Genomic DNA, 17997 nt, shown 5'->3' on the forward strand with positions numbered 1-17997 from the left:
CCTTCTTCCCCAGATGACGATCCCAAAGCAGGCGCAACCTTCCGGTTGCGCCGCTTTCATTTTGGGGCTTCCTCAGAAGCTGATCCTATAGCGCACATGGCCATCCGCCGCCGCGAGCTTGTCGTAGAGCTTGCGGGCGCGGTGATTGTTCACGTCGGTGTGCCAGTAGAGCCGGTCGAAGCCGCGCTCCTTGCAGATGGCGATCAGGTCGTCCATCAGCGCCTGGCCCAGCCCGAGGCCTCGGGCCTCGCGGCAGAGGAACAGGTCTTCCAGATAGCAGTCCGAGCCGAGGGCCCAGGTGCTGAGGTGGTGGTGATACATGGCAAAGCCGAGAACCCGCTCGCCCGCCACCGCCAGCCGCGCCTTGAGCGGCGAGGCGGGGTCGAGGCAGCGTTTCCACGTCTGGTCCGAGACTTCGGGGGCGATCTTCACCTTGTAGAAGGCGAGATACTGGCCCCAGAGCTCGCGCCACGCCGCCTCGTCACCGGGGCCCGCGTCGCGGATCTCGATCTCGGGGCACGGTCGCAGGTCGGCGTCTTCGACGGCGTGGCTGTCGCTCATCCCATCACCTTTTCCAGCACGCGCGCCCAGGAACGGATACCCTTGTGGAAGCTCTCCACATCGTATTTCTCGTTCGGCGAATGGATCTGGTCGTCATCCTTGCCGAAGCCGATCAGCATCGCGTCCATGCCGAGCACGGTCTTGAAATAGCCGGCGATGGGGATCGAGCCGCCGCAGCCGACATAGGCCGCCGAACGCCCCCATTCCTCGGTCAGCGCCTGACGCGCCTGCTCGAAGGCCGGGTGGTCGATCTGCATCTGGCCGGCGGCGGAATTGCCGTGCCCCTTGAACTCGACCTCGCAATCGGCGGGCAGTTGGGCCTCGACATAGGCGCGGAAGGCTTCGCGGATCGCGTTGGGGTTCTGCTGGCCAACGAGGCGGAAACTGATCTTGGCATGGGCCTCCGACGGCAGCACGGTCTTGAAGCCATCGCCGGTATAGCCGCCCCAGATGCCGTTCACCTCGCAGGTCGGGCGCGACCAGATCATCTCCAGCGGCGTGCGGTCCTGCTCGCCCGCGGGCACCGAAAGACCGACATCGCCGAGGAAGCGCGCGTGATCGAAGGCGAGGTTCTGCCACTGGGCGCGGATTTCGTCGGAGAGCTCGGTCACGCCATCGTAGAAGCCGGGCAGGGTGATGCGGCCGGTGTCGTCATGCAGCCCGGCGACGATGCGGGCGAGCACGCGGATCGGGTTCATCGCCGCGCCGCCATACATGCCCGAATGCAGATCCTTGTCGGCGCCACGGATGGTCAACTCTTCGCCCAGAAGGCCGCGCAGCATGGTGACGATGGCGGGGGTCTTCGATTCGAAGAGCCCGGTGTCGCAGATCAGAGCGATGTCGGCGGTCAGTTCGGCGGCGTTTTCCTTCATGAAGGGCACAAGCGAGGGCGACCCCGATTCCTCTTCGCCCTCGAAGAAGATGGTGATGCGGCCGGGCATGGCGCCATGCACGTCCTTCCAGGCGCGGCAGGCCTCGAGGAAGGTCATCAGCTGGCTCTTGTCGTCCGAGGCGCCGCGGGCGCGGATCACCCGGCCCTTCGGGGTTTCCTCGATCGCCGCATCGAAGGGATCACGGTGCCAGAGGTTCAGCGGATCGACCGGCTGCACGTCGTAATGGCCATAGAACAGCACATGCGGGCCCTCGCCCGCGGAATGGGCGACCACCATCGGATGACCGGGGGTCGGGCGTTTCGAGGCCTCGAACCCGAGGCTTTCCAGCTCGGCCACCAGCCAGTCGGCGGCGCGGTCGCAGTCGGCCTTGAAGGCGGGATCGGTGGAAATCGACGGGATTCGCAGCAGGTCGATCAGCCGGTCCGTCGCCTGCGGAAGGGTTTCGTCTATCCGGGCGAGCACGGCATCCAGCGACATCGGGGTATCCTTTTTGTGATTTCGGCGCAGAGCCTAACAGGCGCACCGCCCCTGTCCAGTGCCGCAGGGTTGCGGTAAAGTCCGCGTGTGGTTGCGAAAGAGAGCAGGATGCGCGGCAGGGCGATGATGGCGGGGCTGGTCCTGCTGGCGGGCGCGGCAGAGGCCGAGCCGGTGACGGGAAAGGCGGCGCGGGACATGCTCTTCGCCCCCGGCAAGGCCGAGGTGGAGATCCTGCCGCAGGACTTTCTGCCCGCGGATCAGGCCGAGATGCTGAAGATGGTCGGCGCCCAACAGGCCTACCACGGCGCCATCGCCGTCTCGCCCGACGAGGGTATCATGGTGGAGGCGACGGTGGCCGCTGCCAATTATCATACGGTGGAGGCGGCCTCGGTGGCGGCGCTGGCGGGCTGCGAGGCCAAGCGCAAGGGCAAGGCGCCCTGCGCCGTGGTGGCGCTGATCCGGCCCGCCGCATGGAAGCCTGCGCCGCTGACACTCTCGGCGGCGGCGACCGAGGCGTTCCGCGAGGGCTACGGCCGGCGCGGGCCGAGGGCGTTGGCGGCCTCGGCGGCGAGCGGTGTCTGGGGCCTTGGCAGGGGCGACGGGGCTGCCGAAGCGGCGCTTGCGGCCTGCGCGGCAATGGGGCGCGGGGTCAAGGACTGCGCCGTTGCGGTGGCCGATTGACGCAGACCAAACGTCGGACTGGTCAAAACCCCGGCGTAAGATTTAGAATTTGATCAGTATCAAGGCTGCTGCCTTAATGATCCTTACATGATGCACCCAGCTGGCCCGGCAAACCGGGCGTCAGGGAGACAGTTCAATGAACTACGATCAGGCACTCGACACGGCGATCAACCGGCTCCACACCGAAGGCCGCTACCGGACCTTCATCGATATCGAGCGGCGCGCCGGTGCCTTTCCGAACGCCGTGTGGCGCAAGCCCGATGGCAGCGAGAAGGACATCACCGTCTGGTGCGGCAATGATTATCTCGGCATGGGGCAGCATCCGGTCGTCCTGAAGGCGATGCACGAGGCGCTTGACGCGACGGGGGCAGGGTCGGGCGGCACGCGCAACATCTCGGGCACCACGGTCTATCACAAGCGGCTGGAAGCGGAGCTTGCCGATCTGCACGGCAAGGAGGCGGCGCTGGTCTTCAGCTCGGCCTATGTCGCCAATGACGCCACGCTCTCGACCCTGCCGCATCTGTTTCCCGGCCTCGTCATCATCTCGGACAAGCTGAACCACGCCTCGATGATCGAGGGCATCCGCCGCTCGGGCACCGAGAAGCACATTTTCAAGCACAATGACGTGGCCGACCTGCGCCGCATCCTGCAGGGGGTCGAGAAGGGCCGTCCGATCGTCATCGCCTTCGAGTCGATCTATTCGATGGACGGCGATTTCGGCCCGATCAAGGAGATCTGCGATCTGGCCGACGAGTTCGGCGCGCTGACCTACATCGACGAGGTGCACGCCGTCGGCATGTACGGCCCCCGCGGCGCGGGCGTGGCCGAGCGTGACGGGCTGATGCACCGCATAGACATCATTAACGGCACGCTGGCTAAGGCTTACGGCGTATTCGGCGGCTACATTGCTGCAAGTGCGAAGATGGTCGATGCGGTGCGCTCCTATGCCCCCGGCTTCATCTTCTCGACCTCGATCCCCCCGGCGATCGCGGCGGGTGCGGCGGCCTCGGTGCGCCATCTGAAGACCGACCAGACCCCGCGCGACAAGCAGCAGCTGCATGCCCGCATCCTGAAGATGCGGCTGAAGGGGCTGGGCCTGCCGATCATCGATCACGGCTCACATATTGTGCCGGTGCATGTTGGCGACCCCATCCATTGCAAGATGATCTCGGACATGCTGCTCGAACACTTCGGGATCTACGTCCAGCCGATCAACTTCCCGACCGTGCCGCGCGGCACCGAGCGGCTGCGGTTCACGCCCTCGCCGGTGCATGATTCGGGGCAGATCGACGCCGTCGTGAAAGCCATGGATCTGCTCTGGCAGCACTGTGCGCTGAATCGCGCCGAGGTCTCCGCCTGAACGCTTCTGCAGATGCAAAGGTCTCTGCCCTGTGCTAGTTATTTTTCAATAGCACGCTTCTGAGTCGGACGATAAATGACTCAGGCGACATGGGGCAGGGACGGGCAATACGCATGATCTGGCGGAGGACCAAACCTTCGACGGCTGAGATCGATAAACCCAAAGGGTTTGACGATTTCGAGTTGCGTCTGGGGGATTTGATGCGCGGGGAGCGTGCGACGCTGGGCAAGTCCCTGCTCGACGTTCAGCGCGAGCTGAAGATCAAGGCAACCTACATCGCCGCCATCGAGAATTGCGACGTCTCGGCCTTCGAGACGCAGGGTTTCGTGGCAGGCTATGTGCGGTCCTATGCGCGCTATCTCGGCATGGATACCGAGTGGGCCTACACCCGCTTCTGCGCCGAGGCGAATTTCACAGTGGCGCATGGCATGTCGGCGGCGGCCTCGCCCGCCCGCCCGCCGCGCCGGGTGCCGTCGGAGCATCGCGACCCGCTGGGCGATCCGAACGCCGTCTTCGTGCCGCGCACCGAGAGCATCTTCGCCAGTGTCGAGCCCGGTGCCGTCGGCTCGGTGCTGGTGCTGCTGGCGCTGATCGGGGCCATCGGCTACGGCGGATGGTCCGTGTTGCAGGAGGTGCAGCGCGTGCAGCTGGCCCCGGTGGATCAGGCGCCGAAGGTGGTGGCCGAGATCGACCCGCTGGGCAATGTCAGCGGCATGCCGCCCCTGGTGCGCAGCGCGCCGGATGCCGCCGAGACCGAGGTTGCCGCCAACGAGACCGAAAGCTCCGCGCCCGACATCATGGGGCGGCTCTACCGCCCGCAGGCACTGGACGTGCCGGTGCTGACCTCGCGCGACGGGCCGATCGCCTCGATCAACCCGCGCGATCTGGGGCTCATCCCCAATGCCGCCCCGGTGCAGAGCGCCGCGACCGCCTCGGCAATCGAGCAGGTGGTGGCGGATGTGGTGCAGGTGGTGGAGCCGGTCGCACCGAAAGTTGAACTGCTCGCCGTCCGCCCCTCCTGGGTGCGGGTGTCGGCGGCGGATGGCACGGTGCTGTTCGAGAAGATCCTCGACGCGGGCGAACGCTATGAAGTGCCCCAGATGGAAGCGCCTGCCGTGCTGCGCGCAGGCAACTCCGGCTCGCTGTATTTTGCCGTGAATGGCAAGACTTACGGGCCTTCGGCCCCCGGCGCGCAGGTGGTCAAGAACGTGGCGCTGACGCCCGACTCGCTGACCGGGAGCTATGCCGAGGCCGACCTGACCGGCGATGCCGATCTCGCCCGCTTCGTCACGGTGGCGCAGGCCGAAACCCAGTGACCTGCTGACAGGGGCTTATTGGCGCAGGCGGTTGCCCCGCCGCGCCGCAAGGCGTATCTAAGGGGCAACTCTGACCCGAGGTTCCCATGTCCTTGAATCACGTCCGTCCCTGGCGAAACATCTATCGCCGCAAGTCGCGCCAGATCATGGTGGGCAAGGTCGCCGTCGGGGGCGATGCGCCGATCTCGGTGCAGACCATGACCAACACGCTGACGCATGACGTGGCGGCGACCATCGCCCAGGTGCAGCGCTGTGCCGATGCCGGGGCGGACATCGTGCGGATCTCGGCGCCGGACGAGGCCTCGACCGCGGCGCTGAAGCAGATCTGCGCGGCAAGCCCGGTGCCGATCGTCGCCGACATCCATTTCCACTACAAGCGCGCCATCGAGGCGGCGGAGGCCGGGGCGGCCTGCCTCAGGATCAACCCGGGCAACATCGGCGACGCGAGCCGGGTGCGCGAGGTGATCAAGGCGGCCAAGGACCACGGATGCTCGATCCGCATCGGCGTCAACGCCGGCTCGCTGGAGCGGCACCTGCTGGAGAAATACGGCGAGCCTTGCCCGGACGCGATGGTGGAGAGCGGGCTCGACCACATCAAGATCCTGCAGGACAACGACTTCCACGAATTCAAGATCTCGGTGAAGGCGTCGGACGTCTTCCTCGCCGCCGCCGCCTATCAGGCGCTGGCCGATGCGACCGACGCGCCGATCCATCTCGGGATCACCGAGGCCGGCGGGCTGACCTCCGGCACGGTGAAATCGGCCGTCGGTCTCGGGAACCTGTTGTGGAATGGCATTGGCGACACGCTTCGGGTGTCGCTGTCGGCCGATCCGGTGGAAGAAGTGAAGGTCGGTTTCGAGATCCTGAAATCGCTGGGGCTGCGGCACCGCGGCGTCACGATCATTTCCTGCCCATCCTGCGCGCGGCAGGGCTTCGACGTGATCAAGACGGTGTCTGCGCTGGAGGATCGGCTGGCGCATGTCACCACCTCGATGAGCCTGTCGATCATCGGCTGCGTGGTGAACGGGCCGGGCGAGGCGCTGATGACCGATATCGGCTTCACCGGCGGCGGCAACGGGTCGGGGATGGTCTATCTGGCGGGCAAGCAGGTTCACAAGCTTGGCAACGAGCGGATGATCGACGAGATCGTGAGCCTGGTGGAACAGAAGGCCGCCGAGATCCAAGCGACCGAAGCTGCGGCGGCCGAAGCGGCGGAGTGACCGCCCCGGCCGGATGACGGTCAGCCCTTGCGCTGGCCGTCGACGATCTGGCGCATCCCGTCGAGCGGCACATAACCCCGCACCATGGTCTGATCGATCACGAAGGTTGGCGTGCCGCTGACGTCGAGCTTGGTCGCGAGCGCATGGTTTGCCTCGATCACCGCCGTCACCTCGGGCGCATCCATTCGCGCGAGGATCGCCGCGCTGTCGAGCCCCATGTCGGAGGCAAGCCGGCCCAGCGTATCGGTGTTGATGTCGCCGCGGAAGGCGATCAGCGTGTCATGCGCCTCCTTGTAGGCTTCGTCCCCCGCCAACTGGCGCACGGCAATGGCGAAGCGCGAGGCGACCAGCGATTCCTCGCCGAGGATCGGATATTCCTTCAGCACGAAGCGGATGTTGCCGTCGGATTGCACCAGCTCGGCCACCTCGTCATGCGCCTTGCGGCAATAGCCGCAGCGGTAGTCGACAAATTCGACAAGCGTGATGTCGCCTTCCAGATTGCCGCCGGCCCAGCTCGCCGGGTCGCGGAAGATCTCTTCGGAATTGTCGCGCAGCAGCGTGAGGTCGTTGTTGGCCTGCTCGGCCTGCTGCTTGGCCTCGAGCGCGGTCATCGCCTCGATCAGCACTTCGGGGTTTTCCAGAAGGTAGGCGCGGACCTCGTCGCGGAACGCGCTACGTTCGGCGTCGGTCATGTCCTGCGCCACGAGCGGCGCGGTGGTGGCGAGGAGGGCGAGAACGCCGAGGGCGGGGAGCTTCATCAGGTATCTCCGGGTCTGGCGAATTCGCCGTGAAGGGGCTGCGTCTTTCCCGTCAGGAACACCGAACCGCGGAGATTGGCAAGCGCGCTCGCACCCCTCGGGCGCCGTGCCGCCATTGACCTTCCGCCGCCGAAGTTTCAGGAACGGAGGCGAGGCAAGTCTACGGGGCAGGGAATGCGGGTATCAAGACGCGGGGCGGTCGATCCCTTCATTGTGATGGACGTGATGGAGCAGGCCCGCGCGCTGGAAGCGGCGGGGCGGCATATCGTGCATATGGAGATCGGCCAGCCCGGCACGCCGGCCCCCGCCGCCGCCCGCGCGGCGCTTGGGGCGGCGATGGAGGCGGGGCCTCTGGGCTATACCGCCGGGCTGGGGCTGATGGAGCTGCGGGTCGGGATCGCGGGGCTCTATCGGCGCTGGTACGGGCTGGAGATCGACCCGTCGCGGGTGGTGATCACCGCGGGCGCGTCTTCGGCCTTCCTGCTGGCCTTTACCGCGCTCTTCGACGCGGGCGACCGGGTGGCGCTCGGCGAGCCCTGCTATCCGTCCTACCGCCAGATCCTGAAGGCGCTCAGCCTCGAGCCGGTGGGTGTCGCCGCGTCGGAGGCGAACCGGCTGCAGCCGGTGCCTGCCGATCTGGAGCCGGTGGCGGATCTGGCCGGGCTGATCGTCGCCTCGCCGGGCAATCCCTCGGGCACGATGCTGGGGCGCGAGGAGCTGGCGGCGCTGATCACCCATGCGCAGGCGCGCGGCATCGCCTTCATCTCGGACGAGATCTACCACGGGCTCGACTTCGCCCAGCGCGCGGTCTCGGCGCTGGAGATTTCGGACGATCTCTACGTCATCAACTCCTTCTCCAAGTATTTCAGCATGACCGGCTGGCGGATCGGCTGGATGGTGGTGCCCGAGGACCACATCCGGCTGGTGGAGCGGCTGGCGCAGAACATGTTCATCTGCCCCTCGCATGCCAGTCAGGTGGCCGCATTGGCCGCGCTCGACTGCGTGCAGGAGCTGGAGGCGAACCGCGCCGTCTATGCCGAGAACCGCCAGCTGATGCTGGAGGGGCTGCCCGAGGCGGGCTTCACCCGCTTCGCGCCGCCGGACGGGGCCTTCTATGTCTATGCCGATGTGTCGGAATTCACCGATGACTCGCTGGCCTTCGCCGCCGAGATCCTGAATGGTGCCGGGGTGGCGGTCACGCCGGGGCTGGATTTCGATCCCGAGCGGGGCGCGCGCACCTTGCGCTTTTCCTATGCGCAGGGCAGGGCGGAGATTGTCGAGGGGCTGGCGCGGCTCAAGGCCTTCATGGCGGCGCGCGGCTGAAGGAGGGACGGGATGCGGGCATGGCTGGCGGCTCTGGCGCTGATCTGGGCATCTGCGCTCGCTGCGCAGGATCTGACGGCGGTGGCTCGGCTCGACCCAGCAGCGAGCCAGGTGGAGGACGTGCGGCGCGGCGTCGGGGTGGAGCTGGCGCTGTCGCAGCCGGTGCCGTGGCGGGTGCGGGTGATGGACCAGCCGCCGCGGCTGGTGATGGATTTCCGCGAGGTGGATTTCGGCGCGATCGGTGCGCTGGCCGAGGAGAGCGACCGGGTGCTGAGCCTGCGCGCCGGGGTCTACCGGCCCGGCTGGTCGCGGCTGGTGCTGGAGCTGGACGGCCCCTATACGGTGATTGAGGCGGAGATGACCACGGGCAACGCGGCCCGTGTCTCGGTCCGGCTGGCCCGCGCCAGCGCCGAGGACTTCGCGACACGCGCAAGCCAGCCCGAGCCGCCGGGCTGGGCGCTGCCGCCCGCCGCGCTGACGGCCAGGGCCGCCGAGGGGCGGGGGCCGCTGGTGGTCGTGCTCGACCCCGGCCACGGCGGCCTCGATCCGGGCGCCGAGCGGGGCGGGATGAGCGAGGCGCAGCTGATGCTGACCTTCGCGCGCGAGCTGAAGGAGCTCTTGCTGCGCGACGGCAGCTTCCGCGTGGTGATGACCCGCGAGGAGGACATCTTCGTGCCGCTGGAGACGCGGATCACGCTGGCACATGAGGCGGGCGCGCATGTCTTCGTCTCGCTGCATGCCGATGCGCTGGCCGAGGGCGAGGCAGTGGGGGCGACGCTTTACACGCTGTCCGAGGAGGCCTCGGATGTGGCGGGGGCGGTGCTGGCCGAACGGCACGACCGCGACGACCTGCTGTCAGGTGTCGATCTGACCGGCCAGGACGACATGGTGGCGAAGATCCTGATGGACATTGCCCGGGTCGAGACCATGCCACGCAGCGAGCGGCTGTCTCTGGCGCTGGAGGCGGCGATCAAGGCGGGCGATCTGACGATGCACCGCCACCCCCGGCAGTCGGCGGGTTTCTCGGTGCTGAAGTCGCCCGACACGCCGTCGATCCTGGTGGAGCTGGGGTTCCTGTCCAGCCCGCAGGATCTGGCGCGGCTGCAGGATGCGGCCTGGCGCGGGCGGATGGCGGTGGCGCTGCGCGACGGTCTGAAGGCCTGGACCCGCGAAGATGCGGCGCTCAAGCAGCTTTTGCGGCGCTGAGAGGCGTTTTTCCGGCTTCGGCAAGGCTTCGTCGTGCTCGCGCGATTGCGAAGCACATCCGGGATGCAGCTTTTGACCTTCCCCTCCGGCCGCGTGTATAAGGGCGGCGCACAAAGAGGATAAGTCATTGGTCAGGTTCGTCGGGTCTTTCTTCGGGGCCATCTTCACCGCGTTGACGCTGGGCATCTTCGCGGTCGCGCTGACCATCGGCGCGATCTTCTGGATGTATTCCCGCGATCTGCCGAGCCATGAGAGCCTCGCGCAATACGCCCCGCCGACGATCAGCCGGATCTATTCCGGCGAGGGCAACATGATCGACGAATTCGCCCATGAGCGGCGGCTGTTCACCCCGATCGAGGATATCCCGGATCAGGTGAAAAACGCCTTCATCAGCGCCGAGGACAAGAACTTCTACACCCACCACGGCTACGACGCCCGCGGCATCGCGGCGGCGGCCTTCGAGGCGATCCGGTCGCGCGGGTCGAACGTGCGCGGGGCCTCGACCATCACCCAGCAGGTGATGAAGAACTTCCTCTTGTCGGGCGACCGCACGGGCGAGCGCAAGATCAAGGAGATCATCCTCGCCACGAGGATCGAGGAGACGCTGTCGAAGGACAAGATCCTAGAGCTCTATCTGAACGAGATCTTCCTCGGCCAGAACTCCTACGGGGTGGCGGCGGCGGCGCAGACCTATTTCAACAAGACGCTGAGCCAGCTGACGGTGGACGAGGCGGCGATGCTGGCGGCGATGCCGCAGGCGCCGAGCCAGTATCACCCGGTCCGCGCCAAGGAGCGGGTGACCGAGCGGCGCAACTACGTGCTGCGCGAGATGTTCGACAACGGCTATATCGATGAGCCGACGCTGCAGACCGCGCTGAACCAGCCGCTGCGCTCGGTGCAGAACGGCGATTACCCGGCCTTCCGCAACGCCCTGCCGCCGCGCGACTATTTCACCGACGAGATCCGCCGCCAGCTGTCGGGCAGCTTCGGCGAGGAGGAGTTCTTCGGCGGCGGTCTGACGATCCGCGCCACGGTGGACCCCGAGTTGCAGTTGGAGGCCGCCGAGGCCTTGCGCGACGGGCTGGAGAAATACGACCGCAATCTGGGGATCTGGCGCGGCACGAGGCAGGTGCTGCCCGCCGAGGCGCTGGCCAGCGAGGAGACCTGGCGCCCGGCGCTGGCCGGGCTGCGGCTGCCGCGCGACGTGGCCGATTGGCATCCGGCAGTGGTGCTGGAGGTCGGCGACAGCTCGGCCCGGATCGGCATCGAGGGCGTGCCCGAGGATGAGGACGGCCATTTCATCCCCGCCGAGGATGTGACCTGGGCGCGCAAGCGGCAGGCCGACGGGCGGCTGGGGCCGAAGGCGCGCGCTGCGGGCGATCTCGTCTCGGTCGGCGATGTGGTGATGGTGCGTGCCGTCACCAGCGACGACGACGGCAGCTTCCGCCGCTGGTCGCTGCGGCAGGTGCCCGAGGTTCAGGGCGCCTTCATGGCGATGGACGTGAACACCGGCCGGGTTCTGGCGATGCAGGGCGGCTTCAGCTATCAGGACTCGGTGTTCAACCGCGCCACGCAGGCGACGCGCCAGCCGGGGTCGAGCTTCAAGCCCTTCGTCTATGCCGCCGCGCTGGATTCGGGTTTCACCCCGGCGACCATCGTGGTGGACGCGCCGATCGAGGTGATGACGCCGCAGGGTCTCTGGACGCCGCGCAACTCCTCCAACAAGTTCTACGGCCCGACCCCGCTGCGCACCGGCATCGAGCAGTCGCGCAACCTGATGACCGTGCGGATCGCGCAGGAGATCGGCATGGAAACGGTGGCGGGCTATGCCGAGCGTTTCGGCGTCTACGACCGGATGGGGCAGTTCCTCGCCAACTCGCTCGGCGCCGAGGAGACGACGCTTTGGAAGATGGTCGCTGCCTATGCCATGTTCGCCAACGGCGGTGAGCGGGTGGAGCCGACGCTGGTCGACCGGGTGCAGGACCGCTACGGCAAGACCGTCTACCGGCATGACCAGCGCGTCTGCACCGATTGCACCGCGCCCACGCTCGCCAGTGGTCGCGCGCCGCAGATCGTGTCGGACCGTGAGCGGGTGATGGATGCGATCACCGCCTACCAGTTGACCTCGATGATGCAGGGCGTTGTGCAGCGCGGCACGGCGCGCGGCATCAACCTGCCGGTGCCGGTGGCAGGCAAGACCGGCACCACCAACGACGCCAAGGACGTGTGGTTCGTCGGCTATACCTCGAACATCGTTGCGGGCTGCTACATCGGCTACGACCAGCCGCGCAGCATGGGCTCCGCCTCGGGTGGCGGCTTCTGCGGCCCGGTGTTCCAGGAGTTCATGTCGAAGGCGGTGCAGAAATACGGTGGCTCCGAGTTCCGCGTGCCGCCGGGCGGCTATTTCATCAAGATCGACCGCTTCACCGGCGCGCGTCTGCCGGATGACGCCTCGGGCGAGAACGTCGTGGCCGAGTATTTCCGCGAGGGCGAGGACCCGATCTTCGGTCTCGGCGCGCTGGTCGATGGCGGCTTTGCCATGGGGTCGAACCTGCCGCTCTTTGCCTATGGCGAAAGCGGCGACGAGGCGGCGACGGTCACCACCTCGACCGGCGAGACGCGGGTGATTCCGAAGAAGGCCGATTTCGGCACGCTGAGTTCGGGCGGGCTCTACTAGGCGGCGGCAGGGCGACGCCCTGCCTGCCGCTTCCCGAACCGCCGTGCCCTTGCCCGTGCCGCGTCAAAGCGGTATCACCCGCGCCTGAACAGCCCCGAGGAAGCTCTGCCATGCGGACCGAAACCCAGTATCACGTGGACGCCATCACCCGTTCGCTCGCGCTCCTTGCGCAGCGTATGGATGTGGAGACCGCGCCGCATCGTCTCGAAGAGATGAATGCGATGATCGAGGACGGCAACCTCTGGTCCGATCCGGCCCGGGCGCAAAAGCTGATGCGCGAGCGTCAGGGGTTGATGGACCAGCTTTCCACCTACAAGCTGATCGACACCGGGCTGCGCGACAATGTCGAGCTGATCGAACTGGGCGAGGCCGAGGGCGATGCCGAGATCATCGCCGAGGCCGAGGCTGCGCTGCGCGACCTGGTCGAGACGGCGCGGGCCAAGGAGCTGGAAGCGCTGCTCGACGGCGAGGCCGACGGCAACGACACCTTCCTCGAGATCAACGCGGGCGCCGGGGGCACCGAGAGCTGCGACTGGGCCTCAATGCTGGCGCGGATGTATGTCCGCTGGGCCGAGAAGAAGGGCTACAAGGTCGAGCTTCAGTCCGAAAGCGCGGGCGAAGAGGCGGGCATCAAATCTGCCGCCTACAAGATCAGCGGCCCGAACGCCTATGGTTGGCTGAAGTCGGAAAGCGGCGTGCACCGGCTGGTGCGCATTTCGCCCTACGATTCGGCGGCGCGGCGGCATACCTCGTTCAGCTCGGTCTGGGTCTATCCGGTCGTCGATGACAACATCGAGATCGAGGTGCCGGACCGCGACATCCGCATCGACACCTACCGGTCGTCGGGCGCGGGCGGGCAGCACGTCAACACCACCGACTCCGCCGTGCGGATCACCCACCTGCCGACCAACATCGTCGTGACCTCCTCGATGAAGTCACAGCACCAGAACCGCGAGGCGGCGATGAACGCGCTGAAGGCGCGGCTCTATCAGCTGGAGCTGGACAAGCGCAACGCGGCGATCAACGCCCAGCATGAAAGCAAGGGCGATGCCGGCTGGGGCAACCAGATCCGGTCCTATGTGCTGCAGCCCTACCAGATGGTGAAGGATCTGCGGACCGGGGTGGAAACCTCGGACTCGCAGGGCGTGCTGGACGGCGATCTCGACAAGTTCATGGCCGCGACGCTGGCGCAGGACGTGGCGGGCAAGAGCCGCGCCGAGGCCAACGCTGAAGGCTGAGGCCCTTCCCGACAGATTCATCTTGGCCGAAGCGCCACGCCGGGCATAGATTCCCTTCCGCAGAGGGGGGAGACTCGGCATGTCTGATCACTACATCAACGAGGCTGCGGCGGTGCCTGCCGTGCGGGCGCTGACGATCGACGACCTGCGTGCCGCCCTTGCGGCGGGCTGGCAGGATTTCCGCCGCGCGCCGGCCTTCGGGCTGTTCTTCAGCGCGGTCTATGTGCTGGGCGGCTGGCTGATCGTCTTCGCGCTCACCGCCTCGGGACAGCTCTGGTGGACGCTGCCTGCGGCGGCAGGCTTTCCCATCCTCGGCCCCTTCATCGCCTGTGGGCTCTACGAGGTGAGCCGCAGGATGGACCGGGGCGAGAGCCTCGGCTGGCCGGAGGTGCTGGGCGTGATCCTGCGGCAGAAGGATCGCCAGATCCCGTCGATGGCGGCGGTCGTGGTGATCTTCTTCCTGTTCTGGAACTTCCTTGCCCACATGATCTTCGCGCTGTTCATGGGGCTGTCGGCCATGACCAATGTCACGAGTTCCCTTGCGGTGTTCCTGACGCTGAACGGTCTGACCATGCTGACCGTGGGCACGCTGGTCGGCGCGGTCTTCGCCAGCGTGCTCTTCTCGCTGACCGTCATCAGCCTGCCGCTGCTTCTGGACCGCGAGATCGACTTCGTGACGGCAATGATCACCAGTGTCGATGTGGTGCGGGCCAATCCGGGGGTGATGCTGGTCTGGGGCGTGCTGATCGCGGCGCTACTGTTTCTGGGGATGCTGCCCGGGTTTCTGGGGCTCTTCGTCGTGCTGCCGGTGCTCGGCCATGCGACGTGGCATCTTTACATCCGCGCCCTCGACTGAGCAGGGGGCAAAGAAAAAGGGCGCCGCGAGGCGCCCTTGAAGCATCGGTCCACCGTATCCCTCAGACGTCGGCAGGCTTGGTCGCTGCCTGGGCCGGAGCTGCCGAGGAAGGCGCTGCACCGGCAGGCTTGCCGGTGGCCAGCGGGTCTTCCTGACGCTGCACGGAGCCCTCGAAATGCGCACCGGATTCGATGGCGATCGTCTTGTGGATGATGTCGCCTTCCACCCGGGCGGTGGAGGTCAGGCGCACCTTCAGACCGCGCACGCGGCCGATGACGCGGCCGTTCACCACGATGTCGTCAGCCACGATCTCGCCGCGGATGGTGGCGCTTTCGCCGACCGTCAGCAGATGGGCGCGGATGTCGCCCTCGACCGTGCCTTCGACCTGGATGTCGCCGGTGGTTTTCAGGTTGCCGACCACCGTCAGATCCGACGAGAGGACCGAGGCGGAAGGTTTCGGCTTGGCCGCGCCGGGAGTGAAGTCGTTCATCGGTTTCTGCACGGGCGCATCCTGCGTTCTGGTCTTGTCACCCTCGCCCTGCTTGGGGCCGGGCTCGTTGATTCTGCTTTTAGAAAACATCTTTCGCCGCCTTGATGAAGGTCATCGCGTTGACGGCAGTACCGCCAAGCCGGACCTCGTAGTGAAGATGGGTGCCGGTGGACCGGCCTGAGTTGCCCATATCACCGATCCGGTCGCCGCGCGATACCCTTTGTCCGACCTCGACCCGGATTTGCGCAAGATGGCCGTAGCGCGTCTCGATGCCGAAGTCATGTTTGATCTTCACGAGACGGCCGTAACCGCTGGCCCAACCGGCCTCGGTGATGACGCCATCGGCGGTGGCATAGATCGGCGAGCCATAGGCTCCAGCCATGTCGGTACCGTCGTGGCGGCGCTTGCCGCGACCGAAGGGGTCGTTGCGCCCGCCGAAGCCGGAGGTGTAGCGGAACGAGGTCTTGAGCGGCATGGCGAAGGGTGCCTTGGTGGCGGCCATGCGGTAGAGGTTCATCCGGTCCAGACCTTCGAGGATCTCGTTGGCGCGGATCTCCTCGGGGGTGAGCGATTCCCCCTTGGTCGAGACGGTGAGCGGCGACAGCGGGCCGCCCTGTCCGGAATAGCCGCTGCGCACCTTGCTCAGAAGGTCGTCGGGCGACATGCCGGCGGCGCGGAACATCTTGTCCAGCGGCTCCATCGAGATCGAGACCGCCTCTTCCAGCCGCGAAAAGATCGCGTCGTTGCGGGCCTGCAGCTCCAGCTTCTCCTGCACCACGGCCTCGGTCTCCTCCTTGGCGAGGAGGGCGGCATTGGCGAGATCGTCGCGTTGACGGGCGGTGTTGCCGAGGGTGGAGCTCAGCACCTCCAGCGTGGCCAGCGTATCGTTGGCGCGGGATTCGCCGGTGCGGCTTGAGCCGGTCTGTTCGGCCAGGGCCAGCGTTACCCGCTCGGCCTCGTCGCGGGCGTCGTCACGCTCGATGATGGTGCGGCGCAGCGTGTCCTGGATCACCTCGATGCCGGTCTCCAGCTCCTTGCGGTGATCTTCGGTGGCAAGCAGCGCCTCCTGCATCTTCGACACTTCGGCCAGCGCGAGGTTGAAGCGTTCCTGCGCATGGACCGCTTCCTCGGCGCGCCGGTCGCGGTCGGCGGAGAGGGCGTTGAGCCGGGATTCGTAAAGCGCCTGCTGGCGCTGGGTCTGGTCGCGGGTGCTGCCGGCCGAAATCGAATCCATCAGCAGGATCGAGGTGGCGATGATCGTCCAGCCGACGACGATGGCACTGCCGGTGAGGGCGACGGCTTGCGTAACGGGACGGAGGCGGACGAAACGCGTTTCCGTATCGGATTTCAGGAACAACCGCCGTTCCGGCAGAAAGCGTTCGAGTGTCGAGTTGATCCGATAGGAGAGTCTCGTCAGCACTGGCAGGTCCCGTCTGTTGTTGGCCGGGAACGTCGACCTGTCTGTGGTGCCCCCGCACAGATCCTGGTCCCCGGCACTTGATTAGCCAGCGGGGGGGGAGGTCGCAACAAATTTGACCAAATGGGCTTACTCACGGGCGGAACCCTGCCGAAAACGGCAGGAACCCGCCTACGTTTGGCTGCGTTTGCCCGGGCTCTGCCCGGAAAGCGGCCAGTAGAAATCCGGCGGCAGGCCCGCGTCGGCGCGCTTTTCCTCGTTGAACGGCGGTTTCAGCGGGCTCGGGAAATAGCGCCGGACAAGGCTGTGGAAGCTGTCCTTCGGATCGCAATCGGCGCGGCCACAGAGGAAGTTGAACCATTTCGAGCCGTAGGCAACATGGCTTACCTCCTCGGCATAGATCACCGACAGCGCATCGACCACCTGGGTCTCGCCGCTCTTGACGAAGATCTCGATCATGCCCGGCGTCACGTCGAGCCCGCGCGCCTCGAGCACCATCGGCACCACGGCGAGGCGGGCGAGCAGGTCTTCGGCGGTGTCCTCCGCCGCACGCCACATGCCCGCATGGGCAGGAAGTGCGCCGTAATGCGAATCCATTCCCTCAAGACAATCGCACATCATGTTGAAATGACGTGACTCATCATCCGCCGCCCGCACCCAGTCGTCATAAAAGCCGAGCGGCATCCTGATGTCGGTGAAGCGGGCGATGATGTCCCAGTGCAGGTCGACCGCGTTCAGCTCGATATGCGCGACGGCATGGATCAGTGCCAGACGCCCCGCAACGCTTCCCGGCCCACGCCGCGGCATGTCGCGCGGCGAGAGAAGCTCCGGCAGCGCAGGACGCGCCGGGCGCTGGGGCGGAGTCGCGGTGCCGATGGCCAGTGGCTCGCCTTGGTCGCGCGCGGCCAGCCAGGCCGCGGCGTGACGACGCGACAAGGCGGTCTTTTCGCGGCCGTCTGCGGTGCCCAGCACCTCGACGGCCATCTGCGCCAGCGTCAGGCCCGCGCTCACAGGCCCTGCGCCGCGAGCAGTACTTCTTCGGCATGGCCCTTGGCCGAGACCTTGCGCCAGATTTTCGCGATCTTGCCCTCGCCGTCGATCAGGAAGGTCGAGCGTTCGATTCCCATGTAGGTTTTCCCGTACATGCTCTTCTCGACCCAGACGCCGTAATCCTCGCAGGTGCTGCCTTCCTCGTCGGAGGCGAGGATGATGCCGAGCCCGTATTTCTTGCAGAACTTGTCGTGGCTCTTCACGCTGTCCTTGGAAATGCCGATCACCGTGGTGTTCACCGCGGCGAAGGCCGGGGCGCGGGTGGTGAAATCCTGCGCTTCCAGCGTGCAGCCGGTGGTATCGTCCTTGGGGTAGAAATAGACGACGACCTTGTTGGGTGGGAAGGAGCCAAGCGAGACGCTCAGCCCCCCGTCGCGCGGCAGGGTGAAATCGGGGGCGGTCTGGCCTTCGGCGATCATGGGCGGCTCCTTGCGCGTGGCGGGCTGGGTCACTGCTGTTTTAGTTGCCTTCCGC

Annotated in this window: 16 protein-coding genes; 9 read left to right on the top strand and 7 right to left on the bottom strand. The window is 66.6% G+C overall.

Annotation, left to right across the window (positions count from 1 at the left end; genetic code table 11):
- Nucleotides 1–72: 72 nt before the first annotated feature.
- Complete coding sequence (locus AC3A5Z_RS08625; protein ID WP_487518957.1) at nucleotides 73–561, bottom strand: N-acetyltransferase family protein; 489 nt, start codon at nucleotides 559–561, stop codon at nucleotides 73–75.
- The gene (locus AC3A5Z_RS08630) at nucleotides 558–1931 is read right to left on the bottom strand and encodes a M20/M25/M40 family metallo-hydrolase (protein WP_487518958.1); all 1374 of its coding nucleotides are present in this window, start codon (nucleotides 1929–1931) and stop codon (nucleotides 558–560) included. The genes AC3A5Z_RS08625 and AC3A5Z_RS08630 overlap by 4 nt, the downstream gene beginning before the upstream one ends.
- 108 nt (nucleotides 1932–2039) lie before the next feature.
- Here AC3A5Z_RS08630 and AC3A5Z_RS08635 point away from each other — a divergent pair, with 108 nt between their 5' ends.
- The 4 genes from AC3A5Z_RS08635 (at nucleotide 2040) to ispG (ending at nucleotide 6508) form a co-directional block, all read left to right on the top strand.
- A complete protein-coding gene (locus AC3A5Z_RS08635) occupies nucleotides 2040–2612 on the top strand; it encodes a 5-aminolevulic acid synthase (protein ID WP_487518959.1) in 573 nt (190 codons plus the stop codon).
- A 136-nt stretch (nucleotides 2613–2748) separates the two neighbouring features.
- Entirely contained in the window at nucleotides 2749–3972 is a 1224-nt protein-coding gene (gene hemA, locus AC3A5Z_RS08640) for a 5-aminolevulinate synthase (protein ID WP_487518960.1), read from the top strand.
- A 113-nt stretch (nucleotides 3973–4085) separates the two neighbouring features.
- Nucleotides 4086–5288, top strand: coding sequence for a helix-turn-helix domain-containing protein (locus tag AC3A5Z_RS08645; protein ID WP_487518961.1), 1203 nt, complete (start codon nucleotides 4086–4088; stop codon nucleotides 5286–5288).
- Nucleotides 5289–5374: 86 nt separating this feature from the next.
- On the top strand, nucleotides 5375–6508 hold the full coding sequence (gene ispG, locus AC3A5Z_RS08650; RefSeq protein ID WP_487518962.1) for a flavodoxin-dependent (E)-4-hydroxy-3-methylbut-2-enyl-diphosphate synthase: 1134 nt from the start codon (nucleotides 5375–5377) through the stop codon (nucleotides 6506–6508).
- 20 nt (nucleotides 6509–6528) lie between these two features.
- On the opposite strand, the gene AC3A5Z_RS08655 is transcribed toward ispG, so the two are convergent.
- Nucleotides 6529–7266, bottom strand: a complete 738-nt coding sequence (locus AC3A5Z_RS08655; protein ID WP_487518963.1) for a DsbA family protein — start codon at nucleotides 7264–7266, stop codon at nucleotides 6529–6531.
- Between the two features lie 174 nt (nucleotides 7267–7440).
- Here AC3A5Z_RS08655 and AC3A5Z_RS08660 point away from each other — a divergent pair, with 174 nt between their 5' ends.
- The 5 genes from AC3A5Z_RS08660 (at nucleotide 7441) to AC3A5Z_RS08680 (ending at nucleotide 14566) form a co-directional block, all read left to right on the top strand.
- Complete coding sequence (locus AC3A5Z_RS08660; protein WP_487518964.1) at nucleotides 7441–8589, top strand: pyridoxal phosphate-dependent aminotransferase; 1149 nt, start codon at nucleotides 7441–7443, stop codon at nucleotides 8587–8589.
- Nucleotides 8590–8601: 12 nt separating this feature from the next.
- Complete coding sequence (locus AC3A5Z_RS08665) at nucleotides 8602–9795, top strand: N-acetylmuramoyl-L-alanine amidase (RefSeq protein ID WP_487518965.1); 1194 nt, start codon at nucleotides 8602–8604, stop codon at nucleotides 9793–9795.
- A gap of 127 nt (nucleotides 9796–9922) precedes the next feature.
- Nucleotides 9923–12472, top strand: a complete 2550-nt coding sequence (locus AC3A5Z_RS08670; protein ID WP_487518966.1) for a penicillin-binding protein 1A — start codon at nucleotides 9923–9925, stop codon at nucleotides 12470–12472.
- A 110-nt stretch (nucleotides 12473–12582) separates the two neighbouring features.
- The gene (gene prfB / locus AC3A5Z_RS08675; RefSeq protein ID WP_487518967.1) at nucleotides 12583–13710 is read left to right on the top strand and encodes a peptide chain release factor 2; all 1128 of its coding nucleotides are present in this window, start codon (nucleotides 12583–12585) and stop codon (nucleotides 13708–13710) included.
- 79 nt (nucleotides 13711–13789) lie between these two features.
- Entirely contained in the window at nucleotides 13790–14566 is a 777-nt protein-coding gene (locus AC3A5Z_RS08680) for a DUF2189 domain-containing protein (RefSeq protein ID WP_487518968.1), read from the top strand.
- 61 nt (nucleotides 14567–14627) lie between these two features.
- Here the strand turns inward: AC3A5Z_RS08680 and AC3A5Z_RS08685 are convergent, their stop codons facing one another.
- From AC3A5Z_RS08685 to AC3A5Z_RS08700, 4 genes are all read right to left on the bottom strand, one after another.
- Entirely contained in the window at nucleotides 14628–15146 is a 519-nt protein-coding gene (locus AC3A5Z_RS08685) for a bactofilin family protein (RefSeq protein ID WP_487518969.1), read from the bottom strand.
- Nucleotides 15136–16476 (bottom strand): DUF5930 domain-containing protein, encoded by a 1341-nt coding sequence (locus AC3A5Z_RS08690; RefSeq protein WP_487518970.1) that lies wholly within the window; start codon nucleotides 16474–16476, stop codon nucleotides 15136–15138. Before AC3A5Z_RS08690 ends, AC3A5Z_RS08685 begins: the two co-directional genes overlap by 11 nt.
- Before the next feature lie 168 nt (nucleotides 16477–16644).
- A complete protein-coding gene (locus AC3A5Z_RS08695; RefSeq protein ID WP_487519597.1) occupies nucleotides 16645–17457 on the bottom strand; it encodes a ferritin-like domain-containing protein in 813 nt (270 codons plus the stop codon).
- Nucleotides 17458–17480: 23 nt separating this feature from the next.
- Nucleotides 17481–17942, bottom strand: coding sequence for a peroxiredoxin (locus tag AC3A5Z_RS08700; RefSeq protein WP_487518971.1), 462 nt, complete (start codon nucleotides 17940–17942; stop codon nucleotides 17481–17483).
- Nucleotides 17943–17997: the final 55 nt, after the last annotated feature.

This window comes from Cereibacter sp. Soil_C_27, from assembly GCF_057657095.1.